We start from the raw sequence: 22812 nt of genomic DNA on the forward strand, positions 1-22812 counted from the left end.
ATTCATATTAAGCTTTACGAGGGCGTTGTATCGTCTGACGAGACGTGTATCAAGATGGGAGATATTAAATTGAAGAGCATGCTCTTCAATTTAACCCAAAACTTGGGATTTGTGTAGATACCTATGCTTAAAAGGAGAGGGAATGTCCATTGTGAAGTAAATTTTGTTCAAAAATCTTCAGCAATAAACCGTGCTAAACAACCCTTAAAAAACGTCTTAGCATATTTAAAATTTAAAACGTTAATTCTCGATTTTCAGCGATTTTTGAATTATGGTAAGGCCTGAACCAAAACTTAAATATGCATAACAATGATAAATAAACGACTTCACTACCTCATAAAGATGAGCTACCTAAGCACTTTTATTTTTCTTACAGCTTGCGTTACAAATAATCAAATCGGTGAACTCTCCCGTGATCTGTTTCAAAAATACGAAACAAAATATGCATGGAGAACAATCCTTGAAGATGATGTGATCGCATTTGGCAAACCTGCTAAAGCAATACCCAATGAACCAATCGATAGCATCGTAGTCGCAGGCAATAAATACAGCTATTTGATCAATAAAGGCGGTGCTGATTTTATTCAACTGATAAGCCAACTCAATCCACAATATATTCGTCTCCATCGAGAACTTGACTTTAATTCTCCGAGCCCGAACAGCACTAAATTTAGCGGAAGCTTTAAATTTTATTATGCGCCTCCCAATGGAACACTAAGTCCTACGGAAAGGGCATTATTCAACCAATATGGTGTAGCACCATGTGATTGTTCAAAGGCAGAACAACAAGATCACCTGTTTAACTTAGAAATTGCAGGTACGGTTTACCCAAAAGTTGCGAATGCCGCAGATTTAAAGCCCTTAAGCCATCCCTATAAGATCCGTATCCAGCATTACGAAGACCAAAGTGGCTATGTCAAAAAGTCAGGGCAGGAAAAATTGGCAGAATTACCACTATTGCCTTTAACACTCACTATCGACATCATTCAATTGCCTCTAAAAGCTTTGGGCTTTATTTATCAGCCTTAAATCAGAGTAGGATCATATTCAATTGGTTGAATTTTCTAAGTACACATACAGCCTGACTAGCTCAAAATGGTTCCCATTTTTCCAGTATTAAGTAAGTGTTGAGTTGATCCCCATCCCTTCAACTCAACATCCTACAATTCTAAGCTTAAATTTTCTGCGCCAACAAAGTCGCAAAATGCTGTTTAATCCGCTGCCCTTCTGAATCCACCCGATGCAGCTCCCCGACATTTTCATTGTATTTCACAATGTTCCAGCCCTCATACAAGGCACTTAATTCCCCTGCTTTAAAGCTGAATGGAAAGTCAGACTGCGCAGGAATATCAGGCGTATCCATCGCACAGACAATCAGGTTATAACCATTGATATTGGTGGCTTGCTGCATATGTTGAATCAGAGGCTTCACTGTCTTGGCTTCTAAAAACATCATCACCACGGTACAGCAAATAAAATCATATGTACCTGTAATGCTTGGGTCAGCGTTTAGATCACGCTGCTGTACATGAATATTTTCAATGCCTTCCGCAGCGATCACCTCTTGCAGCTTATGCAAACTGTGTGGGTTCACATCCCAAGCATCCACCTCAAAATGCTGCTCAGACAGCTGACTTAAGTACAGCGAATTACGCCCCTGCCCACAGCCGACATCCAAAGCTCGACCACCTTGCAAATATGGTGTTGCTGCCAAAATTTCTGAATGTGTTGGGCTGAGTTGATACTTCTTATAAAAATAGTCCTGTACTAAGCAATAAAAACTCAACTGACATTGCACATCGTCACTCGCAGACACAATTTTGTGCCACGCCTGCGGCTCAATAAACGGCGGTGGCTGATCTGGGCTAAATACATGCGTCGAGAGGATATTTCCTGACGCATCCAGCATGGCAAAGTTCACTTCACCTTGCAGTACGGTGAGTTTTGCCCAAGTGCCTGCTTTGGTATTGTGCTGTTGTTTAAAACCTTGTGGAATCGACTGCTGCGTCCACACAGGGAGCTGTTTATAACAAATAAGCTGCTGCATCTGATGTTATCCCTCATGCGACTTTATTTTTATGCCATACCAATGGCAGAAATATATATTCACAATAACGGCTTTAACAGTGATTTTAAATCAGCTTTGAATTGAAAATTTCGAATGCTGTGCAATGCACGCTGTTTTTGTTTGTTTTTCTGCGTTACACCATGTTATCCGTTTGTAACATTGGTGGAATATTCACACAATCGAATCCCTCACTCTGTGCCGTGTAACCTAAGCGCTGTTGATAAGGCATAAAATTTACAATGCCTTATTTTAACTAAGTTTTATAGAGTGATGACTATGAACGCGATCAAAACTACTTTAGCTGTTGCTTTAGTTGCTGCTACAACTTCTGCTATGGCAACTACTGCTGTAGAACAAAAACCTGCGACTGCTGTTGAAGCTGTAAAAGCTCAAGCTGCACAAGCGAAAACTGCAACTGTAGCTGCTGCTCAAGCAACTAAAGATGCTGCTAAAACTCAAGTGGCTGTTGCAGAAAAAGCGACTCAAACTAAAACTTTAACAGTGAAAGAAACCACTAAAGCAAAAACTGCTGACATGAAAAAAGCAGTTGTAGAAAAAGCAGCAGCAACTAAAGAAACTGCAGTTGCAGCAAAAGATGCAACTGTAGAAAAAACTGTAGCGGCTAAAGACGCTGTTGTTGCAAACACTGTTGCAGCAAAAGACGCGACTGTAGCAAAAACTGTAGCAACTAAAGATGCTGTCGTTGCAAAAACTGTTGAAGCAAAAGATGCAGCTGTAGAAAAAGCAACTGATGCAAAAGAAGCTGTTGAAACTAAAACTGAAGAAGTAAAAGCTGAAGCGAAAAAAGACTGCGCTAAAAAATGTGCAGAGAAAAAAGCTGAAGCAGCGAAAGCTGAGAAAAAAGGTTTCTTTTCTTGGTTCAAAAAAGCAGCTTAATCATTGATTAAATGCTAAAAAAGATGCCTTCACGGCATCTTTTTTGCCTATTTAGACTGCAATACTGCTTTCTGCTAACGGAATAATCTTTTGATAAACAAACTGATTTTTCCCTTGTGATTTCGCCTGATATAGGCAGGCATCGACATGCTGTAGAGTCGTGGAGTAATTAGACAAACTCAACTGTTGAAACTCGGCCAAGCCCATACTAAAGCTGACATCTAGCCTTAATTGATCTTTTCGAAACGGTACATGTTCGCAGCGTTCCAAAATTGTTTCACACAACATTTTACCCTGCTCCAAATCGGCACCTTCGAGCAAAATTAAAAATTCTTCACCGCCCCAGCGACTGATAAAACTCGCGCGTGGACTACAATTTTTTAAGATTTTTGCCAAATGCACCAAAACACTGTCCCCCATTTGGTGCCCATATTGGTCATTAATTTTTTTAAAATTATCGACATCGAGCAAAATGACACAGCCTTTATCAACCGCACCCTCTATAAATATTTGTTCTTTAAAGGCATGGCGATTTTTCAGTCCCGTCAACTCATCGCAAAAACTTACACGTTGCAAAGCCAAATATAGACGTTTATTTCGTGCATACAGCTCACAAATAAACAGAAAAATGATCAAATAAATACCCAATGCCAAACGATAAGAACTGATCCGCGAGAGCATATGTACCTGTGCATCCGACCAATATTCCCCAGCCAATGGCATGGCACCATACCAGCCACAGATCAGCGTCATTAAGCCAATCAGCCAGCAAAAGGTTTTGAAGTCATATTTGATCGCGTAGTAACACATCAATAAAGGCAAGACCATGCAAGCATAGAAGATCTGATCATTTGAGATCACATATTGGACGGCCAGTGCCACGATCAGATAGCCATAATCCACCCACGGCACATTCATCCAGCGCTGAACACCAAACAGTAAACACACCACAGCCAAACTTGTTGCAAATTGCTCTAGAAAATAATCAACAAAGGCAAAGTATTGGTTGTCCATCTGAAAGCACGCCACAAACAAGAGACTGCCTGCAAAAGCACTCACGATACTCGGAACAGCTAACATTAGGGTTCGCTTAAAGCGGCGTTTTTTTAAATGGCTCAGCGCTAAATAGGCTTTAATAAATACCCAAATCTGAAATGCCGAAATCGCACACAGGAGAAATTTATCTTCTAAGATTTTGGCAGGATCGACCATCAGCGAAGCCACAAAGATCGCACTAAAAGCATAAAGCACGATCAGTAAATCGTGACTTAAATGCTTTCGCATTAAAACCATGCCATAGGCAGCGAATGCATTTACCACCCAAACAGGGCTAATGAATAATTCATAGGTATAGCCTATCGACACCAATGAAACCGCACATATGGCAAGCCATAGCAGTATTAATTTTTTCATACGCTAAAAAAATCGTCTCTAAAAATGGCGATAAACCTTTCATTCAAAGCCAATCGGTCTAAGGTTAGAATTTTTGCAAGTTCAATACAGCTCAGCTTCTTATGAGTTATGGGCTGCTGGCTAAAAAGTTATGTTTAAATTTTCGGCGTATTTTAAGTGATTTAAGTCACACTATTGGTTGATAGTTGTATTAAATTTGCAATTTAAACAATCAAAGACTGTTTTAAAGCCAATGTTTTTTGCGCCATTCGTGCTAGTTCGGAACTCAGTTCCCAAAATGATGCTCGATAACAACAAAAAAGCCATCCGCTAAAGGATGGCTTTGAATTGCATAACATGTCTCGAAGTTGTGCTGAATAATTTGAATGAAAAGGACTTATTTTAATATTTGTAATTGTTCCATCAACCAAGCCATGTATTTATCTTGATCCATAAAGTCAGGCGCCGTCCTTGTATCCAAACTATAAAATTGTTGATTAAATTCAATCACAATCTGTTCAGTCAGATGCCAATCTTCAATCATGCGAAAATACTGACTGAAGAAAAAACGGTTCTTGCCCCAATTGTTTAAACTTTCCAAACGTGGATATTGGCGGTTCGCGATAAAGTCGATATAGACCTGCTGAATATCATCAAAAATCTGAATAGCTCGCATGAGCATGGACCTCTATATGATGTAAAACCTTGCTATAAGCCACTTTATCGCGCAATTTTGAAAGAGAGATGACAGTCAGTTAAAGCTTTTGTTTCAACTCTGAACGGTTCTTTTGGCGGATCTCATCCATTTGTGCATTGAGCGCTAACATCTCTGTATAAAGCTGATTAAACTGCTTTAAAGGCGCATCTTCATAGAACATAAATAATTTATTTTTCTTTTCCCATTTATTGGCTTTCAGCACAGCAAAGAGCTCATCAGCCTTCGCCAAGCTTTGCTTTTCTAACTCAAATAAAGCATGCGACTCATCACTATCACGACTGTCTCTTAAACTCTGCGCAATTTGCTGACGAAACACCTGTTTGACCGCCAACTGTTTGGCCTGCGCTAAACCATTTTCCTCTTGCTGTGTGGTTTTTTGTTCATAAGCATCGACCACTGCATGCACCTGCTGCAGCATTTGCTCAGTCTCTTGATATTGGTTTTTTTTATCTTTTAATAAGCGATCGATATCGAGAAATTTATCCCAATTCAGTGCTTTAAGATCACGAATATATTGATTCCGCGCTTCTGCACGCTGCAGCATTTGGCTCAAAATAAAATCCGACATGATTTTATAATCCCCCGTTAGCCGTGCATCTGTCACATTGAGTTGTATCGGCTCTTCCCAGTGCTGAGCTTGCTGAAAAATTTGCTCGGTTTTTTCACGCAAAACCGTTTCATAGGTCGAGAGTTGCACAGCTTCTTTTTGCTGTACTGAATATTGATAAAACATCCATCCAAAGACCAATACCGTAGCACTGGCCAAGACAACAAAGATACGCGGCATAATGAGCTCCGAATGCCCTTTTATTCAGTTTAACCAAAAGTTTGAAGATTGACGATAAAATAGCCATGCTTTTTAAGAAGGCTATTTGAAAACATCAATGTAAATAGACTTAAATTGCGCATGCCATCAAAACGAAAATTCATGGATAAAACATGAATTTTCGCCTTCAATGTACTGTAGAGATGTATTCGATTATGGGGTCTTAATCGGATTGGTATTTAACTGACGGTCGATGTTTCCGAGATTGATTTGCTCACGACTGATTTGCACATTGGTCGCATTACGGTCAATCCCAAAGGGTTGCAACATAATATATAAACCATTGCGTGGGTCAGAAGACTGCAAACCTGCGGCAATATTTAAAACATGCTGTTGCATCAAAGGCGATAAATTCGACATATCTGGCACTGCTGTGGCAGGTAAGATATCAATATTTGACACGATTGTTGCATCGACACCTTTGTTTTGAGTATCACGCTCAAGTTGCATCACCCGTTGCTGTAAGGCTTTACGGCGATCCACCTGCTCTTGATACTCAACAATGCCCGTCTCTGCACGCATTTCACGCTCTGCCATAATGGTTAAAGCAGGCATCTGAATAGCTTGTTGTTCGGTTTCATCAGCTTTTGTAGTGGCTTTTTCCGCAGCCAATGTACTCATAGCCGTCATTGCTGCACTAACAAAAACCAAAACGGAAACAGATTTAGGGAGATTCATCATGTTCATTCCAAGAGATTTAAAAATAGAAAATTGAAAAAATTTACACTGCTATTATTGTACAACAATTAATCAATTTACCAGATTTAACCCCGACAAACGGCAGGATAGCACAGCTAGTTTAAACCTCACGTTGCTCATTCTGGACTTGAGATATCATCCTTTACCTATCTGCATTACCACTGCTTTTTCTTTTTTATACTGTTCCAATTCTTAACAGCACAGGAAATGACAAAGCAAACTCTTGCTGCGGATGACGGCTAAAGAAGTCGTGCAAAGCTGCACATGGTTGAAGTATCGGATGTTGCTGTTGATAATGTTTTAACCCAGACCATGTTTGCAAATAGTCCAAAATTTGCTGTGAACTCCACCTGTAATTTAAAAACAGCTGAGGTGTCGCTAACTCCTGAAATGGAAACGGAATACTGCGATATTCTTCGTCGATGTAACAACGTTCAGCATCCCAATAGCCTTTTAACGTGACAAAATACAGATCCTGTAAAAGCTGGTTCAATTCCGCGTGTTCAAATTGAATCAGACCATAACCCACAATGGCGATATGACCTTGGGGTTTCAATACGCGTCGTACTTCTGCATAAAATGCAGCAAAATCGAACCAATGAATCGCTTGCGCGACTGTGATTAAATCCGCTGAATGGTCGGCAAGCGGACAATGTTCGGCGCTAGCTTGCTCATAACGCACATTATCTAAATTGGGTGCTTGTGCCAATTGCTCAGCACTCAGATCTGTCGCTAAAACCTGTTGAAAATAGGGTGCCAAACCTTTGGTAAATTGACCTGAACCTGCACCACAGTCCCATGCCAATTCACGCACGGCAACATGCTGCAAGATGCTATCGACAACTTCAGCAGAATAACTTGGACGTGATTGTTGATACAGCGCACTCCCTGTAGAGAAAAGGTCTTTCATTGTAAAAATTCATTATTTATTTTTTTATCAGTTTAATCGAATTTTTAGGGTTGGAAACTAGCACTTAAGTCATTGCTTCAGCGATAAAATTTGAGCTTCAAATATTTACTCAATCACGTGCTGTATATAAAAACTGGTCTGTGCAATCGGGCTTAATTGATCATTCATTTGATAATATTTCACATCATAATGACCAGTTTTCCATCCAGTCATGGGATAGAAACTCACCCAGTTTTGTTGCTGTTGCTCACTAACTTTGCGTGGCGTAAAGAGCAGCACTTCACCGCTATCACGATGCGTCCAACGCACCATAACTTGCGTATTGTTTGGAACTTTACCCATGGTATCAAAATGTGCATACAACGGCTGTGTGACATAGATTTCACGAGGTAAAACTTGATCTACATCTGTCTGTGATTGATCAGTCACATACGCTTGCCCTGCCAATCGCTGCTGCGGATCATTTTTGGCTTGTAGAAATTCGTCTAACATCTGCTGCGCAAACTGCTGCTTATTTTGAATCCCTGCAAAACTGTAATTGGGAAATGCCTGCTGTAAATATTGCCCCAATTGTTGATCTGAAGTCTGCTGAATAATGCTCTTTAGCTGAAGATGTTGGCCTTTGAGTTGTTGCTGTATATCTTTAGAATGAGGCTGATCCGAGGCATCTTGATCTAAAGCCAAGAGTGCCACAGGATTACTCGTCGCCAAAGAGACAAGCGAGTGCTCAGGTGGCGGCGACGTCAAGCTTGGTTGGTCATTCCACGATGCCGCAATATAGCCCAGTGCAAAACAGAGCAGTCCAAGCGCCGCATATTGAAGTCGCTTCAACTGTCACTCCACGAAACTATGTTCATTTGATTAAAGCCTGCAGCGGAGCACTTCTGTGCCGACAATATATTCACCAGAGCTCATCGTCGTACCCGTGTTAATCACCTGATTTAAGCTAAAGTTAGATCCAACTTTTAATTTAAGCAGACCATTATCACATGCTGCAGTTATTCTGCTGCCCGATTTCATATTGGATACACAGCCCGTTTTGGTCACGGCAAAAATTGTTTGCCCTGCGGAAATACTGGTGCTGCATGATGCTGTGATTATTTTATCGAGCGATGATTCACAAGAAGAACAATTGCCATTATCACAAAGCGCTGCTGCATTTTCACTTTTACATTCATAGGTCACACCATTTTGAATAATGGTTTTAGAATAGGAAGAATCGACATTACTACCGCCCCCGCCACCACATGCGCTCAGCAAGGCAATCATGCAGATCAAAACAGGAAATAATATTTTTTTCATAACCTTAACCCTTATTTTTTAATAATTTTCTTATAGCAATTGGGCCCATCATCTGGCATCGATTGTAGCAGTTAAACTGTGCGAAATATCAACACCTGAAAAACAGCAGACGAAAAAAAACCTCAAACAATCGTTTGAGGTTTTTCGAATATGGTGGCGAGACCCAGGATCGAACTGGGGACACACGGATTTTCAATCCGTTGCTCTACCTACTGAGCTATCACGCCGATGCGGTGTATTAAGCCGCATCTCAGTTAATTAGTCAATCATATTTATAAAAATATTTTTCGTATGCATATTTTTTAGGCAAAAAAAATCCCTGATGGGATCAGGGATTGATAAACTGAAAAATCAGTTTTGAATATGGTGGCGAGACCCAGGATCGAACTGGGGACACACGGATTTTCAATCCGTTGCTCTACCTACTGAGCTATCACGCCGATGGGGCGTATTAAACAATTTCAGTCTCATGGCGTCAAGCATCCGTTGCGCTTTTTTGTGCAAATGTTTATTTTTAAATCAATATTTCACACTATTTGCTTATTTTTTGAGTGATTTCAAATTTCCACAGCTGAAATTACAGTGACGAAACTGTATTTATCCAACAAAAAAGCAGCTCAATGGCTGCTTTCAATTGGGGGACCAGTTATTCAGCCGCAGTAATTTTACCAATGTGCGCCAAACAGCGATGTATCGCGCCACAACCCGGCTCAAAAGTCTTCACCCCTTTTTCTTCTTCCATACGGGTGGTCTCACTGACCAAGCGCTCTGCAACACCACGCCCACGATTTGCAGGGTGTACCACAATATATTCAAGGGTTTTGCTTTCACCTTGGCCTGTACACCAAATCGCACCAATCAATTTTGTATTAAATTCTGCAGTATAAACTAAGGTATACTGAGCTAAGTTCTGCTCAAGTTGTTCAATCGCATCGGAACCGTCGCTAAACTCAGGGCTGGTGTCATACAGTCGCTCAAGCTGGCTGCGCACTTCATCATTTTCTAAAGAAGTATAGGCATGTACGGTAATAGGCATTGATAAACCCTCCTGAGCAATCTAATATGCAGTGACTTTTCGTCACAGCGAAAATATTTTTACATCAATCATTTTGACGTATTTGAGGAACGTGTCTATGACAGATCGTATCAGTGAAGTGGTAAGAAACACCAACGAAACCAAAATTCGAGTTCGTGTGAATCTTGATGGTACTGGTCAAGGCACTTTAAACACTGGTGTTCCATTTTTAGATCATATGATTGATCAAATCAAGCGACATGGTCTGTTTGATATTGATATTCATTGTGATGGCGATCTTGAAATTGACGATCATCATACTGTAGAAGACTGTGGGATTACACTGGGTCAAGCTTTTGCTCAAGCACTGGGCAATAAAAAAGGTTTACGTCGCTACGGTCACTTCTATGCGCCGCTCGATGAATCACTGAGTCGTGTTGTGGTGGATTTATCTGGCCGTCCGGGTCTTTGGATGGATATTCCATTCACTCGCGCGCGCATCGGGACTTTTGATGTGGATCTTTTCTCTGAATTTTTCCAAGGTTTTGTGAACCATGCGTTAATGACGCTGCACATCGACAACCTAAAAGGTAAAAACAGCCACCACCAAATTGAAAGCGTATTTAAAGCCTTTGCCCGTGCATTACGTATGGCGTGTGAAGTTGACCCGCGTGCCGAAAATACTGTTGCGTCTACCAAAGGAACATTGTAATGACCCGTATTGCCCTTCTTGACTATGGCATGGGAAATCTTCACTCAGCAGCAAAAGCCCTCGAACACGTGGGTGCAACTGTTGATGTCACCAATGATCCTAAGCTGATTGCACAAGCAGATAAAATTGTGTTCCCCGGTGTGGGAGCAATGCGTGACTGTATGCAAGGCATGCATGATGCAGGCATTGATGATGTGGTCCGTAAAGCGGCATTTAATAAACCTGTGCTTGCGATCTGTGTCGGCATGCAAGCTTTAATGCAGCATTCCGAAGAAAATGGCGGTGCAGATGCATTGGGTATTTTTGAAGGTTCGGTTAAACGCTTCCCTGACATAGAGGGATTAAAAGTGCCGCACATGGGCTGGAACCAAGTGCATCAGGCAGACCCTAGCCACCCGATGTGGAAAAACATTGAGCAAGATGCTCGTTTCTATTTCGTACATAGCTTCTATGTAGAGCCGCAAGATTCAAGCATAGTCGCTGCAACCTGTGACTATGGTTTGAAATTTTGTACCGCAATTCACAAGGAAAACTTGTTTGCGACACAATTTCACCCAGAAAAAAGTCATACAGCCGGTCTGCAATTGCTGAAAAACTTTGTGGAATGGGATATTTAAAATTCCTTCACCGCAAAAAAGCCCGCTCCTTGTGGGCTTTTTTGTACAGTTTATTTTTCATCCTTTTATTTTCTACATATTCATTTTAGAATTTGCCTACTTATAAAAATACCAACGCCTAGGAATAATAATGAATACCTTCACATCTGACTCACCGACCCAAGCCAGTGGTCGCTTTAGCCGTCGCGCATATCTTGCATGGAATCTACTTCTCGGCATTATTTTTACGCTAATTGCTGTTGTGGTCGGCCTGCTCATACCCGGTGCGCAAAATGCGCTGACTGAGGGTGCTATGTCAACGCCACTCATGATTATTTTCTTTATCATGTATGCCATCGTCATTTATTACAGCGTCATTTTCTTAATCCGTCGTTTACATGACCGAGACCATTCAGGATGGCTTGCACTGCTGATCTTAGTTCCTGTAGTGAATATATTGTTTGCGCTCTATGTGTTATTTGCACCGGGTAATAGCGGTAGTAATAGCTTTGGACAACCACGCCCGACCAAAGGCTGGGAAACAGTGCTGGCTGTTTTGTATATCGTGGTGTTTATAGTCGGGATACTTGCTGCGATCATGATTCCGTCTTACCAAAACTAAGTGATCCGCTCTCAACAAGCCACGATTCAACAACAATAATGATAAATCATTAGATGCCGCCTAGATCGCTCTAAACAGCAATACACCTATTCAAACAAGCTCACACAAGTGGGCTTTTTTTGTACTTTACCTTTATAATCAACGCGCTTTTTATGTTCAGGATCAAATCCTGTACTTTTTCACATTTTTATGTCGTTTTTAGCTCAATTTTTGCGGTTAAAAATGAATGATAACAATACTTTTTACGATAATTTAAGATCATTTAATATGAATAATTCACCCAATATAAACTCTGGTTGGAACCGTGACGGTCGTTTTAATCGCATGTCTTTTATCGGTTGGAATGTCTTTTATGGCCTCATGCTGAGCATATTGATGCTACTGATCGTCAGCATGATGCCCAATACCCTCAATGCCCTAATAGCTCACGCTGAAAATCCAATGACGCAAGTGATTGGATTTATCCTAAATGTTTTAATGCTGATCCCTTTGATGATTTTTTCAGTGCGTCGTTTGCATGACTTTAATCTCTCAGGCTGGTTTGCACTCTTAGAGCTGATTCCGTTGCTCAATATCGTCATGTGCATTGCGCTGATGCTCATCCCCGGGTCTGCAAATGCCAATCAATATGGTGAGCCACGTGCATCCAAAACATGGGAGGTGGTTCTCGCCTTTCTCTTTATCGGTTTATTCTTACTGATCTTGGTAAATGTATTATTTACTGCGCGTTTTCTATTTTAAGTCGTCACTGACTTTAAGTCTCTTGGTCACTGTGTTTAAGTACCCTCGTCACTGTCATAGCAACGCGCTATGACAGGCCGATGAGTCAATCGCTCATGCTCAACGCCACATCTCGGTATTTGCATTTCCGACCTAAACGCTCTAGGCTGCAACAACAAGCCTTTGAATTGAATCACAATGACTGATGCTCTACTGACACCTATTTTGCCAACAAAAGAACAGATTAAAGATTTTCCATTGTTCCAAAATTTAGTGCCAGAGCAGATCCATGTCATTCACAATGCAGAACAATGCCAACACTGGGCCGATGAATTGCAGACGACTGCCTTATTCGGTTTCGACTCTGAATCTAAGCCGACTTTTCGTAAAGGTGAGGTCTCTACCGGTCCACATTTAATCCAACTTGCGACGGCGCAACAGGCGTGGTTGTTTCAAATGAACGAATGCACTTGGGATTTTTTAAGACCAATCTTGAGTAATCGGGATCAAATTAAAGTAGGTTTTGGCTTAAAAAATGATGCGCATTTATTTCGTAAAAAAGGCATCGAACTGAATAGTGTCTTGGAACTCTCCAAGTGCTTTGCTTCTTTTGGCTTAACCCAACCCGTCGGTTTAAAAAATGCCATGGCACTGCTTTTTCTTGTAAATTTTCCAAAATCTAAATCGGTCAGCACCTCGAATTGGGCCAAAAAGCGCTTAAATCCAGAACAAATTCGTTATGCCGCTGCCGATGCTTATGCCCCTGTTTTGGTCTTTGAAGAATTATTACAACGTGGCTTATTACCTAAAACCATTCCCAATACCTCCCTCAAACTAAGAATTCGTCCGCACATGAAATTATAAACCCTTAATTATTTTAATGATTTAATTTATATTCAGCGATGTAACCACTCTGTAACTGGATATTGCCCCAATCTATGGCATGACCAAGTGCAAAGATCGGCTGAAGAGTGCCAATGAATTTGCAGTTTATTTGCGCTAAAGATTTGAACAGTACGTTATTGCTTTAAAAATAGTCACAGCACAGCCTAAAAACAATAAAATTGCACCTTTTAAGTACATTTATATCTTTGATTTAACTCATTTTAATTACATTAATATACATTTGTATTTTTATTCAACTAAGGTTTTGATCTCTCTTGGTTTTCTAGCAGAATTACATGATTTATCTCATTCTTTCTATACTTTCATAATTTGTTTTCATCAATCTCCTTTTGCTAAAACAAGTCTGCAAAATACATAACACATCATAATTTAAAAGCTTGGAGAACCTGACATGTTGAACTTATTTACAGGAAAAATCAGCGGTGTACTCAGCCTGACTTTACAAGGAATCAGTAAAGCGATTGGACTGGTTTTAAATACTGTTTTGGATACTGTAGACAGCGTTTTAGAGACCGTGAGTAGCTTAACAGCCCCCTTAACGGATGCACTGACTGAGCTTCCACTCATTGGGGGGACCATCGAAAAAGTACTGGCAGTTGAAAATCAGTTGATCGGCACTTTAGGCGATGGCTTACATGCGGTAGCCGATCAACTCGCGACAGGTGATCTTCTCGGCGGTGTACAGACCGCTCTCAATGGCATAACTGGTGTGGTCGGTCAAACTGTGACTGAAGTTGCAGGTTTGGTTGATCATCTCAGTGGGGGGCTGCACCAATCACAGACGCACTTTCTGACCTGCCATTGCTGGGCGGTCTATTGGATGCAGTAGGCGAAACTACAGGCAATTTAACAGGCTTGTTGGCTGAAACGGGCGGCTATGTAGCCAGTATTGATCCTACCGAATTATTAACAGCTGTCCTGAATGCTCCTTTAACAAGTGTAGGTGGTGTCGTGCAAGATGTTTCAGGCACTTTAGATGCCTTACTGGATGACATTGCACCGATTACATCGATTGCCACTGAACTTCCTGTGGTCGGTGATCTTGTTCAAGTGGTCGGTGAAAGTACCACAGCTCTCAATCAAGGCTTGTACGATGTCGGCACCTTACTTCAATCCGTAAACAGCGATTTATTACAAACAACCGCTTATGTTTAATGACTAAAAACGCGAATACACAGCGCATTTTTTTAGACCAAGAATAAAATCCAATCCTTTATTCGCACTAGCCTGACCTATGTCAGGCTTTTTTAATTCATCAATTCTGATATTAGCATTTAGTGAATAGCCGTTTATTTGATAAGATTAGGCACAAATTCATTCTTAATTTGATTGAGCAAGGAGCGAAAGCATGCTGATCATCCCTGCAATTGACCTGAAAGATGGCAAATGTGTCCGTTTAAAACAAGGTCGTATGGAAGACGATACCGTATTTTCTGACGATCCAGTGGCAACTGCACAGCATTGGGTAAATGAAGGCGCGCGTCGCTTACATTTGGTAGATTTAAACGGTGCTTTCGCTGGTACACCGATTCATAAGCCTGTGGTTGAAGCGATTGCTAAAGCACAGCCTGAATTGCCAATTCAAATTGGTGGTGGTATCCGCTCTCTTGAAACCATTGAACACTACCTTGATGCAGGCGTATCGTTTGTCATCATTGGTACAAAAGCGGTAAAAGAGCCTGAATTTGTTGAAGAAGCGTGCAAAAAATTTGCAGGCCATATCATTGTTGGTATCGATGCCATGAACGGCATGGTGGCAACAGATGGTTGGGCAAATGTCACAGACGTGAAAGCTACTGATTTGGCAAAACGCTTTGCAGATGCTGGCGTATCAAGCATTGTCTACACCGACATCGCACGTGATGGCATGATGCAAGGTGTGAACGTTGAACAAACCGTTAACCTTGCAACGTATTCAGGCTTACCTGTTATTGCATCGGGTGGCGTGACCAACCTTGACGACGTGCGTAACTTAAAAGGCCAACCGGGTATTTTAGGTGCGATTACCGGTCGTGCAATTTATGAAGGCACATTGAACCTTCGTGAAGCTCAATTACTGCTTGATCAACAAAGCTTGTAATTTTCCCGAGCAGAAAAGAGGTCTTCGGGCCTCTTTTTTTATTTCTCCTCTTCAAACAATCAAATACACATGTCAACCGTCCAATCTGCTTGGAAAGCCAAGTTTCCGCAGCTCGCACTCATCCTGATTACCATGATTTGGGGCGCCAGTTTTATCACCGTGCAATACGGTTTAAATTTTAGCAGTCCAGTGCTGTTTGTCGGTCTACGTTTTGCCGCAGCTACACTGGCTGTGAGTCTGTTATCGCTCAAATATCTTAGACATTTTTCTCAATACGATGTCATTGCGGGCGCAAGTATTGGCGCGGTAATTGCGATCGGCTATGCGACGCAAACAGTCGGCTTGCAAAGTATCAGCAGCAGCGAATCGGCTTTTTTAACTGCGCTGTATGTACCGCTGGTTCCGATTTTTATGTGGCTCTGTTTTCGGCATAAACCACATGTGATGACATGGCTAGGTGTAAGTTTGGCTTTTGTCGGTTTGGTCTTTTTAACGGGTAATGGTTTTGGCGCTATTCAGCTCAATTTTGGACAAATCATTACGCTGCTCGGTTCGATTGCCATTGCCTTTGAAATTATCTTGATCAGCTATTTTGCACCCCGCGTCAATCTGCGCAGAGTGACGGTTCTACAGTTGGCATTTGCCTCTCTGTTCTGTTTTTGCTTTGCCCCACTGGTGGATGAAACCACTTTGCCAAAATTTGAATGGCCATTAATCGCTGTACTCTGCGGATTGGGGCTGGCCAGCGCCGTAATTCAATTGGTGATGAACTGGGCGCAGCGTATGGTTGATCCTGCACAGGCGGCAATCATCTATGCAGGTGAACCGGTTTGGGCCGCGATCATTGGGCGGCTTGCCGGTGAACGCTTAACACCGCTCGCTCTCATTGGCGGACTGTGTGTAGTTCTTGGTGTGATTGTGAGTGAATGGCGGCCGAAATGGTTAAAGAAACGCTAATTTCTGCATCCTCTATTAGATCAAAAAAGCGACTCATACGGTCGCTTTTTAATGCCAAGATTTTTATGCCAAAAAGTTCTGAACTCGCATTAGTCATACATCGGTCTGTTGTCATTGACACGAATTAAACCTTTAATCGCGCGGTACACAATCCATAACCAAGACAGTCCGATTACCGTGACGCAGAAGGTACTCGCTCCCAGTGCTACACCTGCAAAAGCATTGGCATTATTGCCGGTAAAGAACAGAAAAATAAAAGGCACGAAAGCAATGATGTTCCAAATGAGATACCACCAAAACGTGCGAATCTGCCAAGTGAAATGGCTTTCAAAAATCGTGCCGCGCACATCACTGCGTTTGACGTAATTAATAATCAACGCGAGGACCGCAAGCAAGCCGGCAGAAAAAATCGCCACAATATAAAGAATATACAAAATAATCGTGAGCAGGCGGTTTGGATCTTTATCAATGGAATAATTCATTTCGCTCTCCGTCATGATGATTTTGCGGATCATTCCACCCTAGATATGCAGGATATTAAATGGTGAAATCAGCCATAAAATCAGTAATATGTTAAAGGCTATAGTACAGAAATATATTTTTCGAAATGGTTGTTTTTGTGTTTTATGCCGCAAACGTTGCTGAGCCAGCCATGCCGCCGGCCACCCACCTAAAAAAGACAAAAGATGCAGTGTATTTTCTGGCACGCGTCGGTTCCCCATTTGCGCAGCTTCTTTATCTTGAGCGTAGAACCAATAGGTCAGGACATTGATAATACTCACAAAAAGCAGCACCATGCCACTGAGTAAACCCGCCACAGACAAACCCGCCAAGGCGAGGATATAAATGATGCACAAGATTTGCATCGGCTCTGCCTGACGCGGCATCTGCACCACATTTTTTTTATTAGGGCGTTGTGTAGCTTTGGTTTGTGAGGCTTTTAAATAATGCACTTGCTGTGCACGAAAGCGTCCGCGTTCGTCTAAGATCACAGCATAATCCAACGCGCAGCCCACGATTGGTCGTGGGCCGGGACGGGAAAAATCTTTAATGTGCAAAAATACGCGATCTTTGGTGCTATCGTTCGGTTGAATGAAGCCGTAGCCCTTGTCATCAAACCATTCTACTAAGCGTCCTTGATCACGCATGCTTTTCCCCCTCGTTGTTTTTAAAATTTATGCAGTGACGAATTTTAATCGTTCAATCAGCATATTACGCATTTCAGCAGGGTTTTTCTGCAAAATATCATCCCCTGTACGGCCTTCTGCCGCATTTTTCTGTGCCACCTGTAAACGCATCATCCAGAAACGACCTGCCGCCATCGCCAAATATAACTCTAGGCATGATTTTTCATCTGCGGTTAATGGACGCACGCTTTCATAGGCATTTAAAAAGGCAATGGCTTTGTCTTCATTCAAATGTACATCCGGATATTCAGTACAAAAGTCATTTAAAGTAATAGCAATATCAAACAAGAGTTCGTCTTTATTTAACTCATAAAAGTCTAAAATGCCGTTGAGTTGATCGCCTTCAAATAGAGTATTGTCACGGAACAGATCAGAATGAATAAAACCGGTAGGACGGTCTGGATACATCGCCGTTAAGATGTCATATAAGCCCAACAGATTGTTAAGTAACGTGGTATCTGCTTCATTTAATGTTGGACGAATATCACGTGAAACTTGTAACCAATAAGCATGATCACGATATTCTGCACGTTCCAAAGGGAAATCTTGTAAAGCCACATGCATTTTCGCTTGGGCTACAGCAATCGCTTCTGCTTGCGCTAAGCTCGCAGGCATGGGATGTTGACCTTGCATGCGTGGCGCAATCTGTGCAGGTTTATCCTTTAAGCTATGAATCGCTTTACCCGAATGATTCAGCGGTACAGGCACAGCTAGACCAGCCTGCCCCAAATGTTCAAGTACAGGGACCAGTTCCCCTGCACCTTGCTCGTCCATCTCTTCAAAAACAGTTAATACATACTGCGTGCCATTTTCGCAAACAATAAAATAGTTGGTATTTTGAATACCGCCTTGAATCGGAATCAGGTCAATCACCTCCAGTCCATAAGGTGCTGCAAAATCCTGAACTTCCTTTAAAGTCAAAGTGGTATAAACCGACATAGAAAACCTGCGAAAAAACTTACATATTTTTGATAGAATAACCGCTCCGACTACTAAGGTGTAGCATCTAAGTCGCGAAGTTTCATAATCGGCTGTTATTTTTGGAAAAAATTATGCTTGCTAAACGTATTATTCCTTGCCTCGACGTGGACAACGGTCGTGTAGTGAAAGGTGTTCAATTTCTTGATATTCGTGATGCAGGCGATCCAGTTGAAGTTGCACGCCGTTATAACGAACAAGGTGCGGACGAAATTACCTTCTTAGACATTACCGCAACCTCAAATGGTCGTGATACCACTTACCGTACGGTAGAGCGTATGGCTGAGTCTGTATTTGTGCCATTAACAGTCGGTGGTGGCGTGCGTAAAGTAGAAGATATCCGCCTGTTATTAAATGCGGGTGCGGACAAAGTTTCGATTAACTCTGCGGCTATTTATAACCCTGAATTTGTACAAGAAGCCTCTCAGCGTTTTGGCGCACAGTGTATTGTGGTTGCGATTGATGCAAAAAAAACTGGCGACAATAAATGGGAAATTTTCACCCACGGTGGTCGTAAAGAAACCGGTATCGATGCCATCGAATGGGCAGTAAAAATGGCGGACTTCGGTGCAGGTGAATTACTCATCACCTCGATGGATGCTGACGGAACCAAAGCCGGTTATGACCTTGAACTGATGCGTAACATCAATGACCGTGTGACCATTCCAACCATTGCTTCTGGTGGTGTCGGTAATCTCCAACATTTGGCCGATGGCATTTTAAAAGGTGGCGCAGATGCGGTGCTTGCAGCCTCTATTTTCCACTTTGGTCAACACACCATTCCTGAAGCGAAAAAATATCTTGCAGAACAAGGCATTGAAATGCGTCTTTAATTGATTCGTTTTCAATGAGGATTGAAAAAGAGCGATGATTCGCTCTTTTTTTGCTTTGGTGTTTTTGATGCAACGCCATGGAGTTGTAGCAGCGAATCGTCAATTTAATTCATCCACTATAGACATAAAAAAAGGAGCCTTGTCGGCTCCTATAAACCAAGAAAAACTACAGCACTTGGTCTGATACTTAAAACAAATGAAAAAATATACATAGCAACTTCATCAATCAACTCGTCGTGTACAAGCCTTTTGATGATTTAAATATAGGGCATTTGCACTGCATTTGATTGACAGTAGATTCATAATTTGTTGACAAATTGCGACAACTCAATTGGGTAGAAAAGCTTGTTGTCACAACGTACAACGCTTTCACATTAGACCGTTTCAAGAAGTGCAACTGGCTTTTCACGCTCAGCGACCCACTTTGCAGGAAATACCCGATTGACCCAGTGTGACAATGGTTTCGCAATCGCTGTCGGTAGTAACACACCCAATGGGTTCTGTTCCTGTAATTTTGCCGAGGAGATCACTCGAGTCCCTAAAATATAATCAAACCACGGCTTAGTCACACACCAATTGGCATCCTGATTTGAGTTCATATGGTGGTCATAGTGCCATGGAATCTTTTTCATCGCCCACTCTGGCTCAAGATGTGCGCGACGATGGATATAATAATAATTCCCTGCGCAATACAGCACCGACAAACTTATTCCTTTGGAAATGGGATAAAACAGCGGGACAAATACAGCTGAAACTGCCACCAGAGACAATATTTCATTTTTCGTGCGCCAGTTCTGTACACCTTCAACATAGCCATGATCATGAAAATCTGTTTTTCGAACTTCACGATGATGTTCCCAATGTGATTTCATGCTTTTCGGTACTGGACTAAAACGTGGCTTGCCTGACCGATGTGTCCCATGCAAAACATATTTATGCGCGACCCATTCAAAGGCATTGGCGACGACCAACCCTGCAATAAAACCTTTTAACATGACCAATATCTCCTTTTCTTAGCTCCACTATAGGTAATGAAGAGGGCTAGATATTGACCGTTTTTTTTAATATTATTGACAAAACACGACAAAATTTAGAATTAAAAAAATATGCAACAACTCAAGGACTATACAGGATCGGTCTATGGAGGACTGGGCCATTTGCTCTATGCTTATCACCAAGCTCAAGGCATTGCCATTCCTGAAAAACTGAATAAAGTTCAAAACTTAGAACGTTTTGATTATGCCGTTTGGCGTGATTTATTGATGGATTTAGATCAAAAGATCCAAAAGCCAGCGCTGGGTTTAGAAATTGCAGAACATGTGCAACCCAAACATATTGGCATCATTGCGTATATTGCCCTGTCCTGTGAAAACTTAGGCGAAGCGCTGCTCCGCTACCATGATTTTCATCGCTTAATCTTCGATGGTAGTCCATTGCTGATTGATATTCAAAATGATTTTTTCTCGATCGGTTGGAATGATTTACCCATGAATATGGCCAATCAATTGACCGATGAAATTGCGATTGCCTTAATGCTGCAGTTTCTAAAATTATTCATGCGTTTTGAAGATATTAATTTACACGAAGTGCATTTTCATAATCCTGCACCGAAAAATGTCGCTCAGTATGAACAATATTTTCGCTGTAAAGTTCGATTTTCCCAAGAAAAGTCGAAGGTTATTATTCCCATTCAAGAACTGTCTCGCCCCTTTTCCCAAGGCGATCAGACCTTACAAAAACTGTTAATGCAACAGGCACAGTCTTTATTGGAAAAGCTGCCGAATACCACGCAAATCGACCAACGCTTACAGCAAGCCATCTTAATGGGTTTACAAAAAAATCAGTTCCAAATTGAACATGTCGCTACTCAACTGAATCTGTCCGTCCGACAATTACAACGCCATTTACAACAACAAGGCAGCACCTATCAGCAACGCATGCAGGAGGTCCGCTGTATGATGGCTGAAGAATTTTTAAGAGACCCACATTTAAGTTTGCAAGAAATTGCGCTACTGCTGGGTTATTCAGAACAGAGTGCATTTCAACGTGCGTTTAAACAATGGCGAAATTTAACCCCACAGCAATGGCGCTTATCGCAAATTGAAGCAGTAAGTTAAAATGTGACGCAGTTATCATTTTATATATTGTGATTTTCAGCAAAATCCATTAAAGCTATGCATATTCAATAAATGAATAAAACAACACTTCACAACTATATTGCACTCATGCTGAGTGAAAGATTGAAAATCTATTCCAAATGACAAAAACAAATGGAATTTTAAATGAATAAATATTTAGCAGAACTGATCGGTACGTTTTGGCTGGTCTTTGGTGGTTGTGGTAGTGCGGTCTTGGCTGCGGCCTTTCCTGAACTTGGCATTGGCTTCGCAGGCGTGGCACTGGCCTTCGGTTTAACGGTGTTAACGGCTGCTTATGCGCTGGGTCATATCTCAGGGGGACATTTTAACCCTGCCGTGAGTATCGGCTTGTGGGCCGGTGGTCGTTTTGAAGCGAAAGAACTAGCACCCTATATTATTTCTCAATTGCTGGGTGCAACCCTCGCCGCATTTATTCTATTCATCATTGTACAAGGTCAGGCCGGATTTACAGGAGTCGGCGGTTTTGCCACCAATGGCTATGGTGAATTATCTCCAGGTAAATACTCTATGCTCTCAGCGTTAGTCATTGAAATTGTGCTGACGGCTGGCTTCCTGATTGTGATCATGGGAGCAACGGATAAACGTGCCCCTACTGGATTTGCCCCAACTGCGATCGGTCTTGCGCTTACATTGATCCATCTGATCAGCATTCCCGTCACTAATACTTCGGTCAACCCAGCGCGTAGTATGGGTGTGGCATTCTTTGCTGAAACTGCTGCGCTATCACAAGTTTGGCTATTTTGGGTAGCCCCAATCATTGGTGCGGTGATTGGTGCGGTCATCTATAAACTGATGGCAAAAGACGAATAAATAGAAGAAGACACCATAAAAAAGCTCACAATCTGTGAGCTTTTTTTCATTCATCCCGAATTGAGCTTTGCTTCCTTCGACGGCCGATGACACAGCTTTAAAGAAATGGATTTTCTACTTCGTTTTCTTCACCGCCCTGCGCTATTTTTTCAGCTAAGTTGGTTTCTGCCTCAAGCGTGGTCACCACATCATTGAAAAATGCCTGTAAAGCTTTCGCTGCAGCTAAACCTGCTTGGTCTTTCGTCACCTGTAAATTGCCATAAATATTAATTCGATCTTGGCCATTTTCTAGTGTTAAGTCATGAATTGCATGCGACGCAGTGTCATTTTCAAATGCTTTGAACATGATGGATATCCTTCTTTTTTGTTGTAGTGATGCAGCAATAGAAATACGTGAAAAAGATTTCAACTGCAAGCAATGATCC

Annotated in this window: 28 protein-coding genes and 2 tRNA genes; 14 read left to right on the top strand and 16 right to left on the bottom strand. The window is 41.7% G+C overall.

Going from position 1 to position 22812, the window contains the following annotated elements; translation table 11 throughout:
* Window positions 1–342 precede the first annotated feature (342 nt).
* Entirely contained in the window at window positions 343–1029 is a 687-nt protein-coding gene (locus tag FTV03_RS12160) for a hypothetical protein (protein ID WP_373685115.1), read from the top strand.
* Window positions 1030–1174: 145 nt separating this feature from the next.
* Here the strand turns inward: FTV03_RS12160 and tehB are convergent, their stop codons facing one another.
* Complete coding sequence (tehB, locus tag FTV03_RS12165) at window positions 1175–2047, bottom strand: SAM-dependent methyltransferase TehB (protein WP_180041548.1); 873 nt, start codon at window positions 2045–2047, stop codon at window positions 1175–1177.
* Between the two features lie 297 nt (window positions 2048–2344).
* Between tehB and FTV03_RS12170 the strand changes: the two genes are divergently transcribed.
* Complete coding sequence (locus FTV03_RS12170; RefSeq protein ID WP_180041549.1) at window positions 2345–2965, top strand: hypothetical protein; 621 nt, start codon at window positions 2345–2347, stop codon at window positions 2963–2965.
* Window positions 2966–3016: 51 nt separating this feature from the next.
* Here FTV03_RS12170 and FTV03_RS12175 read toward each other — a convergent pair whose 3' ends face one another.
* The 10 genes from FTV03_RS12175 to FTV03_RS12220 form a co-directional block, all read right to left on the bottom strand.
* Entirely contained in the window at window positions 3017–4378 is a 1362-nt protein-coding gene (locus FTV03_RS12175; RefSeq protein WP_180041550.1) for a GGDEF domain-containing protein, read from the bottom strand.
* Between the two features lie 376 nt (window positions 4379–4754).
* Complete coding sequence (locus FTV03_RS12180) at window positions 4755–5033, bottom strand: hypothetical protein (protein ID WP_180041551.1); 279 nt, start codon at window positions 5031–5033, stop codon at window positions 4755–4757.
* Between the two features lie 79 nt (window positions 5034–5112).
* A complete protein-coding gene (locus FTV03_RS12185) occupies window positions 5113–5862 on the bottom strand; it encodes a hypothetical protein (protein ID WP_111885958.1) in 750 nt (249 codons plus the stop codon).
* A 192-nt stretch (window positions 5863–6054) separates the two neighbouring features.
* The gene (locus tag FTV03_RS12190; protein WP_373683023.1) at window positions 6055–6582 is read right to left on the bottom strand and encodes a hypothetical protein; all 528 of its coding nucleotides are present in this window, start codon (window positions 6580–6582) and stop codon (window positions 6055–6057) included.
* A gap of 193 nt (window positions 6583–6775) precedes the next feature.
* On the bottom strand, window positions 6776–7510 hold the full coding sequence (locus tag FTV03_RS12195; RefSeq protein WP_180041552.1) for a class I SAM-dependent methyltransferase: 735 nt from the start codon (window positions 7508–7510) through the stop codon (window positions 6776–6778).
* 105 nt (window positions 7511–7615) lie between these two features.
* Window positions 7616–8341, bottom strand: coding sequence for a hypothetical protein (locus tag FTV03_RS12200; RefSeq protein WP_180041553.1), 726 nt, complete (start codon window positions 8339–8341; stop codon window positions 7616–7618).
* 30 nt (window positions 8342–8371) lie between these two features.
* Window positions 8372–8812, bottom strand: a complete 441-nt coding sequence (locus FTV03_RS12205; protein WP_180041554.1) for a hypothetical protein — start codon at window positions 8810–8812, stop codon at window positions 8372–8374.
* Window positions 8813–8963: 151 nt separating this feature from the next.
* Window positions 8964–9039: transfer RNA gene (locus tag FTV03_RS12210), tRNA-Phe, on the bottom strand.
* 137 nt (window positions 9040–9176) lie between these two features.
* Window positions 9177–9252 (bottom strand) — tRNA-Phe (locus tag FTV03_RS12215).
* 206 nt (window positions 9253–9458) lie between these two features.
* Complete coding sequence (locus tag FTV03_RS12220; protein WP_180002798.1) at window positions 9459–9848, bottom strand: GNAT family N-acetyltransferase; 390 nt, start codon at window positions 9846–9848, stop codon at window positions 9459–9461.
* 97 nt (window positions 9849–9945) lie between these two features.
* Here FTV03_RS12220 and hisB point away from each other — a divergent pair, with 97 nt between their 5' ends.
* From hisB to FTV03_RS12260, 9 genes are all read left to right on the top strand, one after another.
* Window positions 9946–10539: an imidazoleglycerol-phosphate dehydratase HisB gene (gene hisB / locus FTV03_RS12225; RefSeq protein ID WP_078190487.1), complete on the top strand. Its 594-nt coding sequence runs from the start codon at window positions 9946–9948 to the stop codon at window positions 10537–10539.
* On the top strand, window positions 10539–11156 hold the full coding sequence (gene hisH / locus FTV03_RS12230; protein WP_180041555.1) for an imidazole glycerol phosphate synthase subunit HisH: 618 nt from the start codon (window positions 10539–10541) through the stop codon (window positions 11154–11156). The genes hisB and hisH overlap by 1 nt, the downstream gene beginning before the upstream one ends.
* A gap of 130 nt (window positions 11157–11286) precedes the next feature.
* Complete coding sequence (locus FTV03_RS12235) at window positions 11287–11757, top strand: DUF805 domain-containing protein (protein ID WP_168378999.1); 471 nt, start codon at window positions 11287–11289, stop codon at window positions 11755–11757.
* A 267-nt stretch (window positions 11758–12024) separates the two neighbouring features.
* Window positions 12025–12498: a DUF805 domain-containing protein gene (locus tag FTV03_RS12240; protein WP_180009274.1), complete on the top strand. Its 474-nt coding sequence runs from the start codon at window positions 12025–12027 to the stop codon at window positions 12496–12498.
* A 177-nt stretch (window positions 12499–12675) separates the two neighbouring features.
* Complete coding sequence (locus FTV03_RS12245) at window positions 12676–13341, top strand: 3'-5' exonuclease (protein ID WP_180041556.1); 666 nt, start codon at window positions 12676–12678, stop codon at window positions 13339–13341.
* Between the two features lie 433 nt (window positions 13342–13774).
* Entirely contained in the window at window positions 13775–14212 is a 438-nt protein-coding gene (locus tag FTV03_RS17960; protein ID WP_257220775.1) for a hypothetical protein, read from the top strand.
* The gene (locus tag FTV03_RS17965) at window positions 14200–14538 is read left to right on the top strand and encodes a hypothetical protein (protein WP_257220776.1); all 339 of its coding nucleotides are present in this window, start codon (window positions 14200–14202) and stop codon (window positions 14536–14538) included. The genes FTV03_RS17960 and FTV03_RS17965 overlap by 13 nt, the downstream gene beginning before the upstream one ends.
* 193 nt (window positions 14539–14731) lie before the next feature.
* Entirely contained in the window at window positions 14732–15463 is a 732-nt protein-coding gene (gene hisA / locus FTV03_RS12255; RefSeq protein WP_078190493.1) for a 1-(5-phosphoribosyl)-5-[(5-phosphoribosylamino)methylideneamino]imidazole-4-carboxamide isomerase, read from the top strand.
* A 69-nt stretch (window positions 15464–15532) separates the two neighbouring features.
* Window positions 15533–16420, top strand: coding sequence for a DMT family transporter (locus tag FTV03_RS12260; RefSeq protein WP_180041557.1), 888 nt, complete (start codon window positions 15533–15535; stop codon window positions 16418–16420).
* Between the two features lie 89 nt (window positions 16421–16509).
* On the opposite strand, the gene FTV03_RS12265 is transcribed toward FTV03_RS12260, so the two are convergent.
* From FTV03_RS12265 to FTV03_RS12275, 3 genes are read right to left on the bottom strand one after another with little or no spacing between them, the layout of a single operon-like run.
* On the bottom strand, window positions 16510–16902 hold the full coding sequence (locus FTV03_RS12265) for a hypothetical protein (RefSeq protein WP_078190495.1): 393 nt from the start codon (window positions 16900–16902) through the stop codon (window positions 16510–16512).
* 39 nt (window positions 16903–16941) lie between these two features.
* Complete coding sequence (locus tag FTV03_RS12270) at window positions 16942–17568, bottom strand: DUF1294 domain-containing protein (RefSeq protein WP_180022370.1); 627 nt, start codon at window positions 17566–17568, stop codon at window positions 16942–16944.
* Window positions 17569–17595: 27 nt separating this feature from the next.
* On the bottom strand, window positions 17596–18546 hold the full coding sequence (locus FTV03_RS12275) for a homoserine kinase (RefSeq protein ID WP_111884520.1): 951 nt from the start codon (window positions 18544–18546) through the stop codon (window positions 17596–17598).
* A 110-nt stretch (window positions 18547–18656) separates the two neighbouring features.
* On the opposite strand from FTV03_RS12275, the gene hisF reads away from it, so the two are divergent.
* Window positions 18657–19418: an imidazole glycerol phosphate synthase subunit HisF gene (gene hisF, locus FTV03_RS12280; RefSeq protein WP_306674445.1), complete on the top strand. Its 762-nt coding sequence runs from the start codon at window positions 18657–18659 to the stop codon at window positions 19416–19418.
* 374 nt (window positions 19419–19792) lie between these two features.
* Here hisF and FTV03_RS12285 read toward each other — a convergent pair whose 3' ends face one another.
* Window positions 19793–20413 (bottom strand): hypothetical protein, encoded by a 621-nt coding sequence (locus FTV03_RS12285; RefSeq protein ID WP_180041558.1) that lies wholly within the window; start codon window positions 20411–20413, stop codon window positions 19793–19795.
* A gap of 111 nt (window positions 20414–20524) precedes the next feature.
* On the opposite strand from FTV03_RS12285, the gene FTV03_RS12290 reads away from it, so the two are divergent.
* Window positions 20525–21535, top strand: coding sequence for an AraC family transcriptional regulator (locus FTV03_RS12290; RefSeq protein ID WP_168378986.1), 1011 nt, complete (start codon window positions 20525–20527; stop codon window positions 21533–21535).
* A 165-nt stretch (window positions 21536–21700) separates the two neighbouring features.
* Window positions 21701–22387 (top strand): aquaporin Z, encoded by a 687-nt coding sequence (gene aqpZ / locus FTV03_RS12295; RefSeq protein WP_180041559.1) that lies wholly within the window; start codon window positions 21701–21703, stop codon window positions 22385–22387.
* A gap of 97 nt (window positions 22388–22484) precedes the next feature.
* Here the strand turns inward: aqpZ and FTV03_RS12300 are convergent, their stop codons facing one another.
* Complete coding sequence (locus FTV03_RS12300; protein ID WP_180002780.1) at window positions 22485–22733, bottom strand: hypothetical protein; 249 nt, start codon at window positions 22731–22733, stop codon at window positions 22485–22487.
* Between the last annotated feature and the right edge of the window lie 79 nt (window positions 22734–22812).

This window comes from Acinetobacter sp. YH12218 (genome assembly GCF_013417925.1).
Classification (GTDB): domain Bacteria; phylum Pseudomonadota; class Gammaproteobacteria; order Pseudomonadales; family Moraxellaceae; genus Acinetobacter; species Acinetobacter amyesii.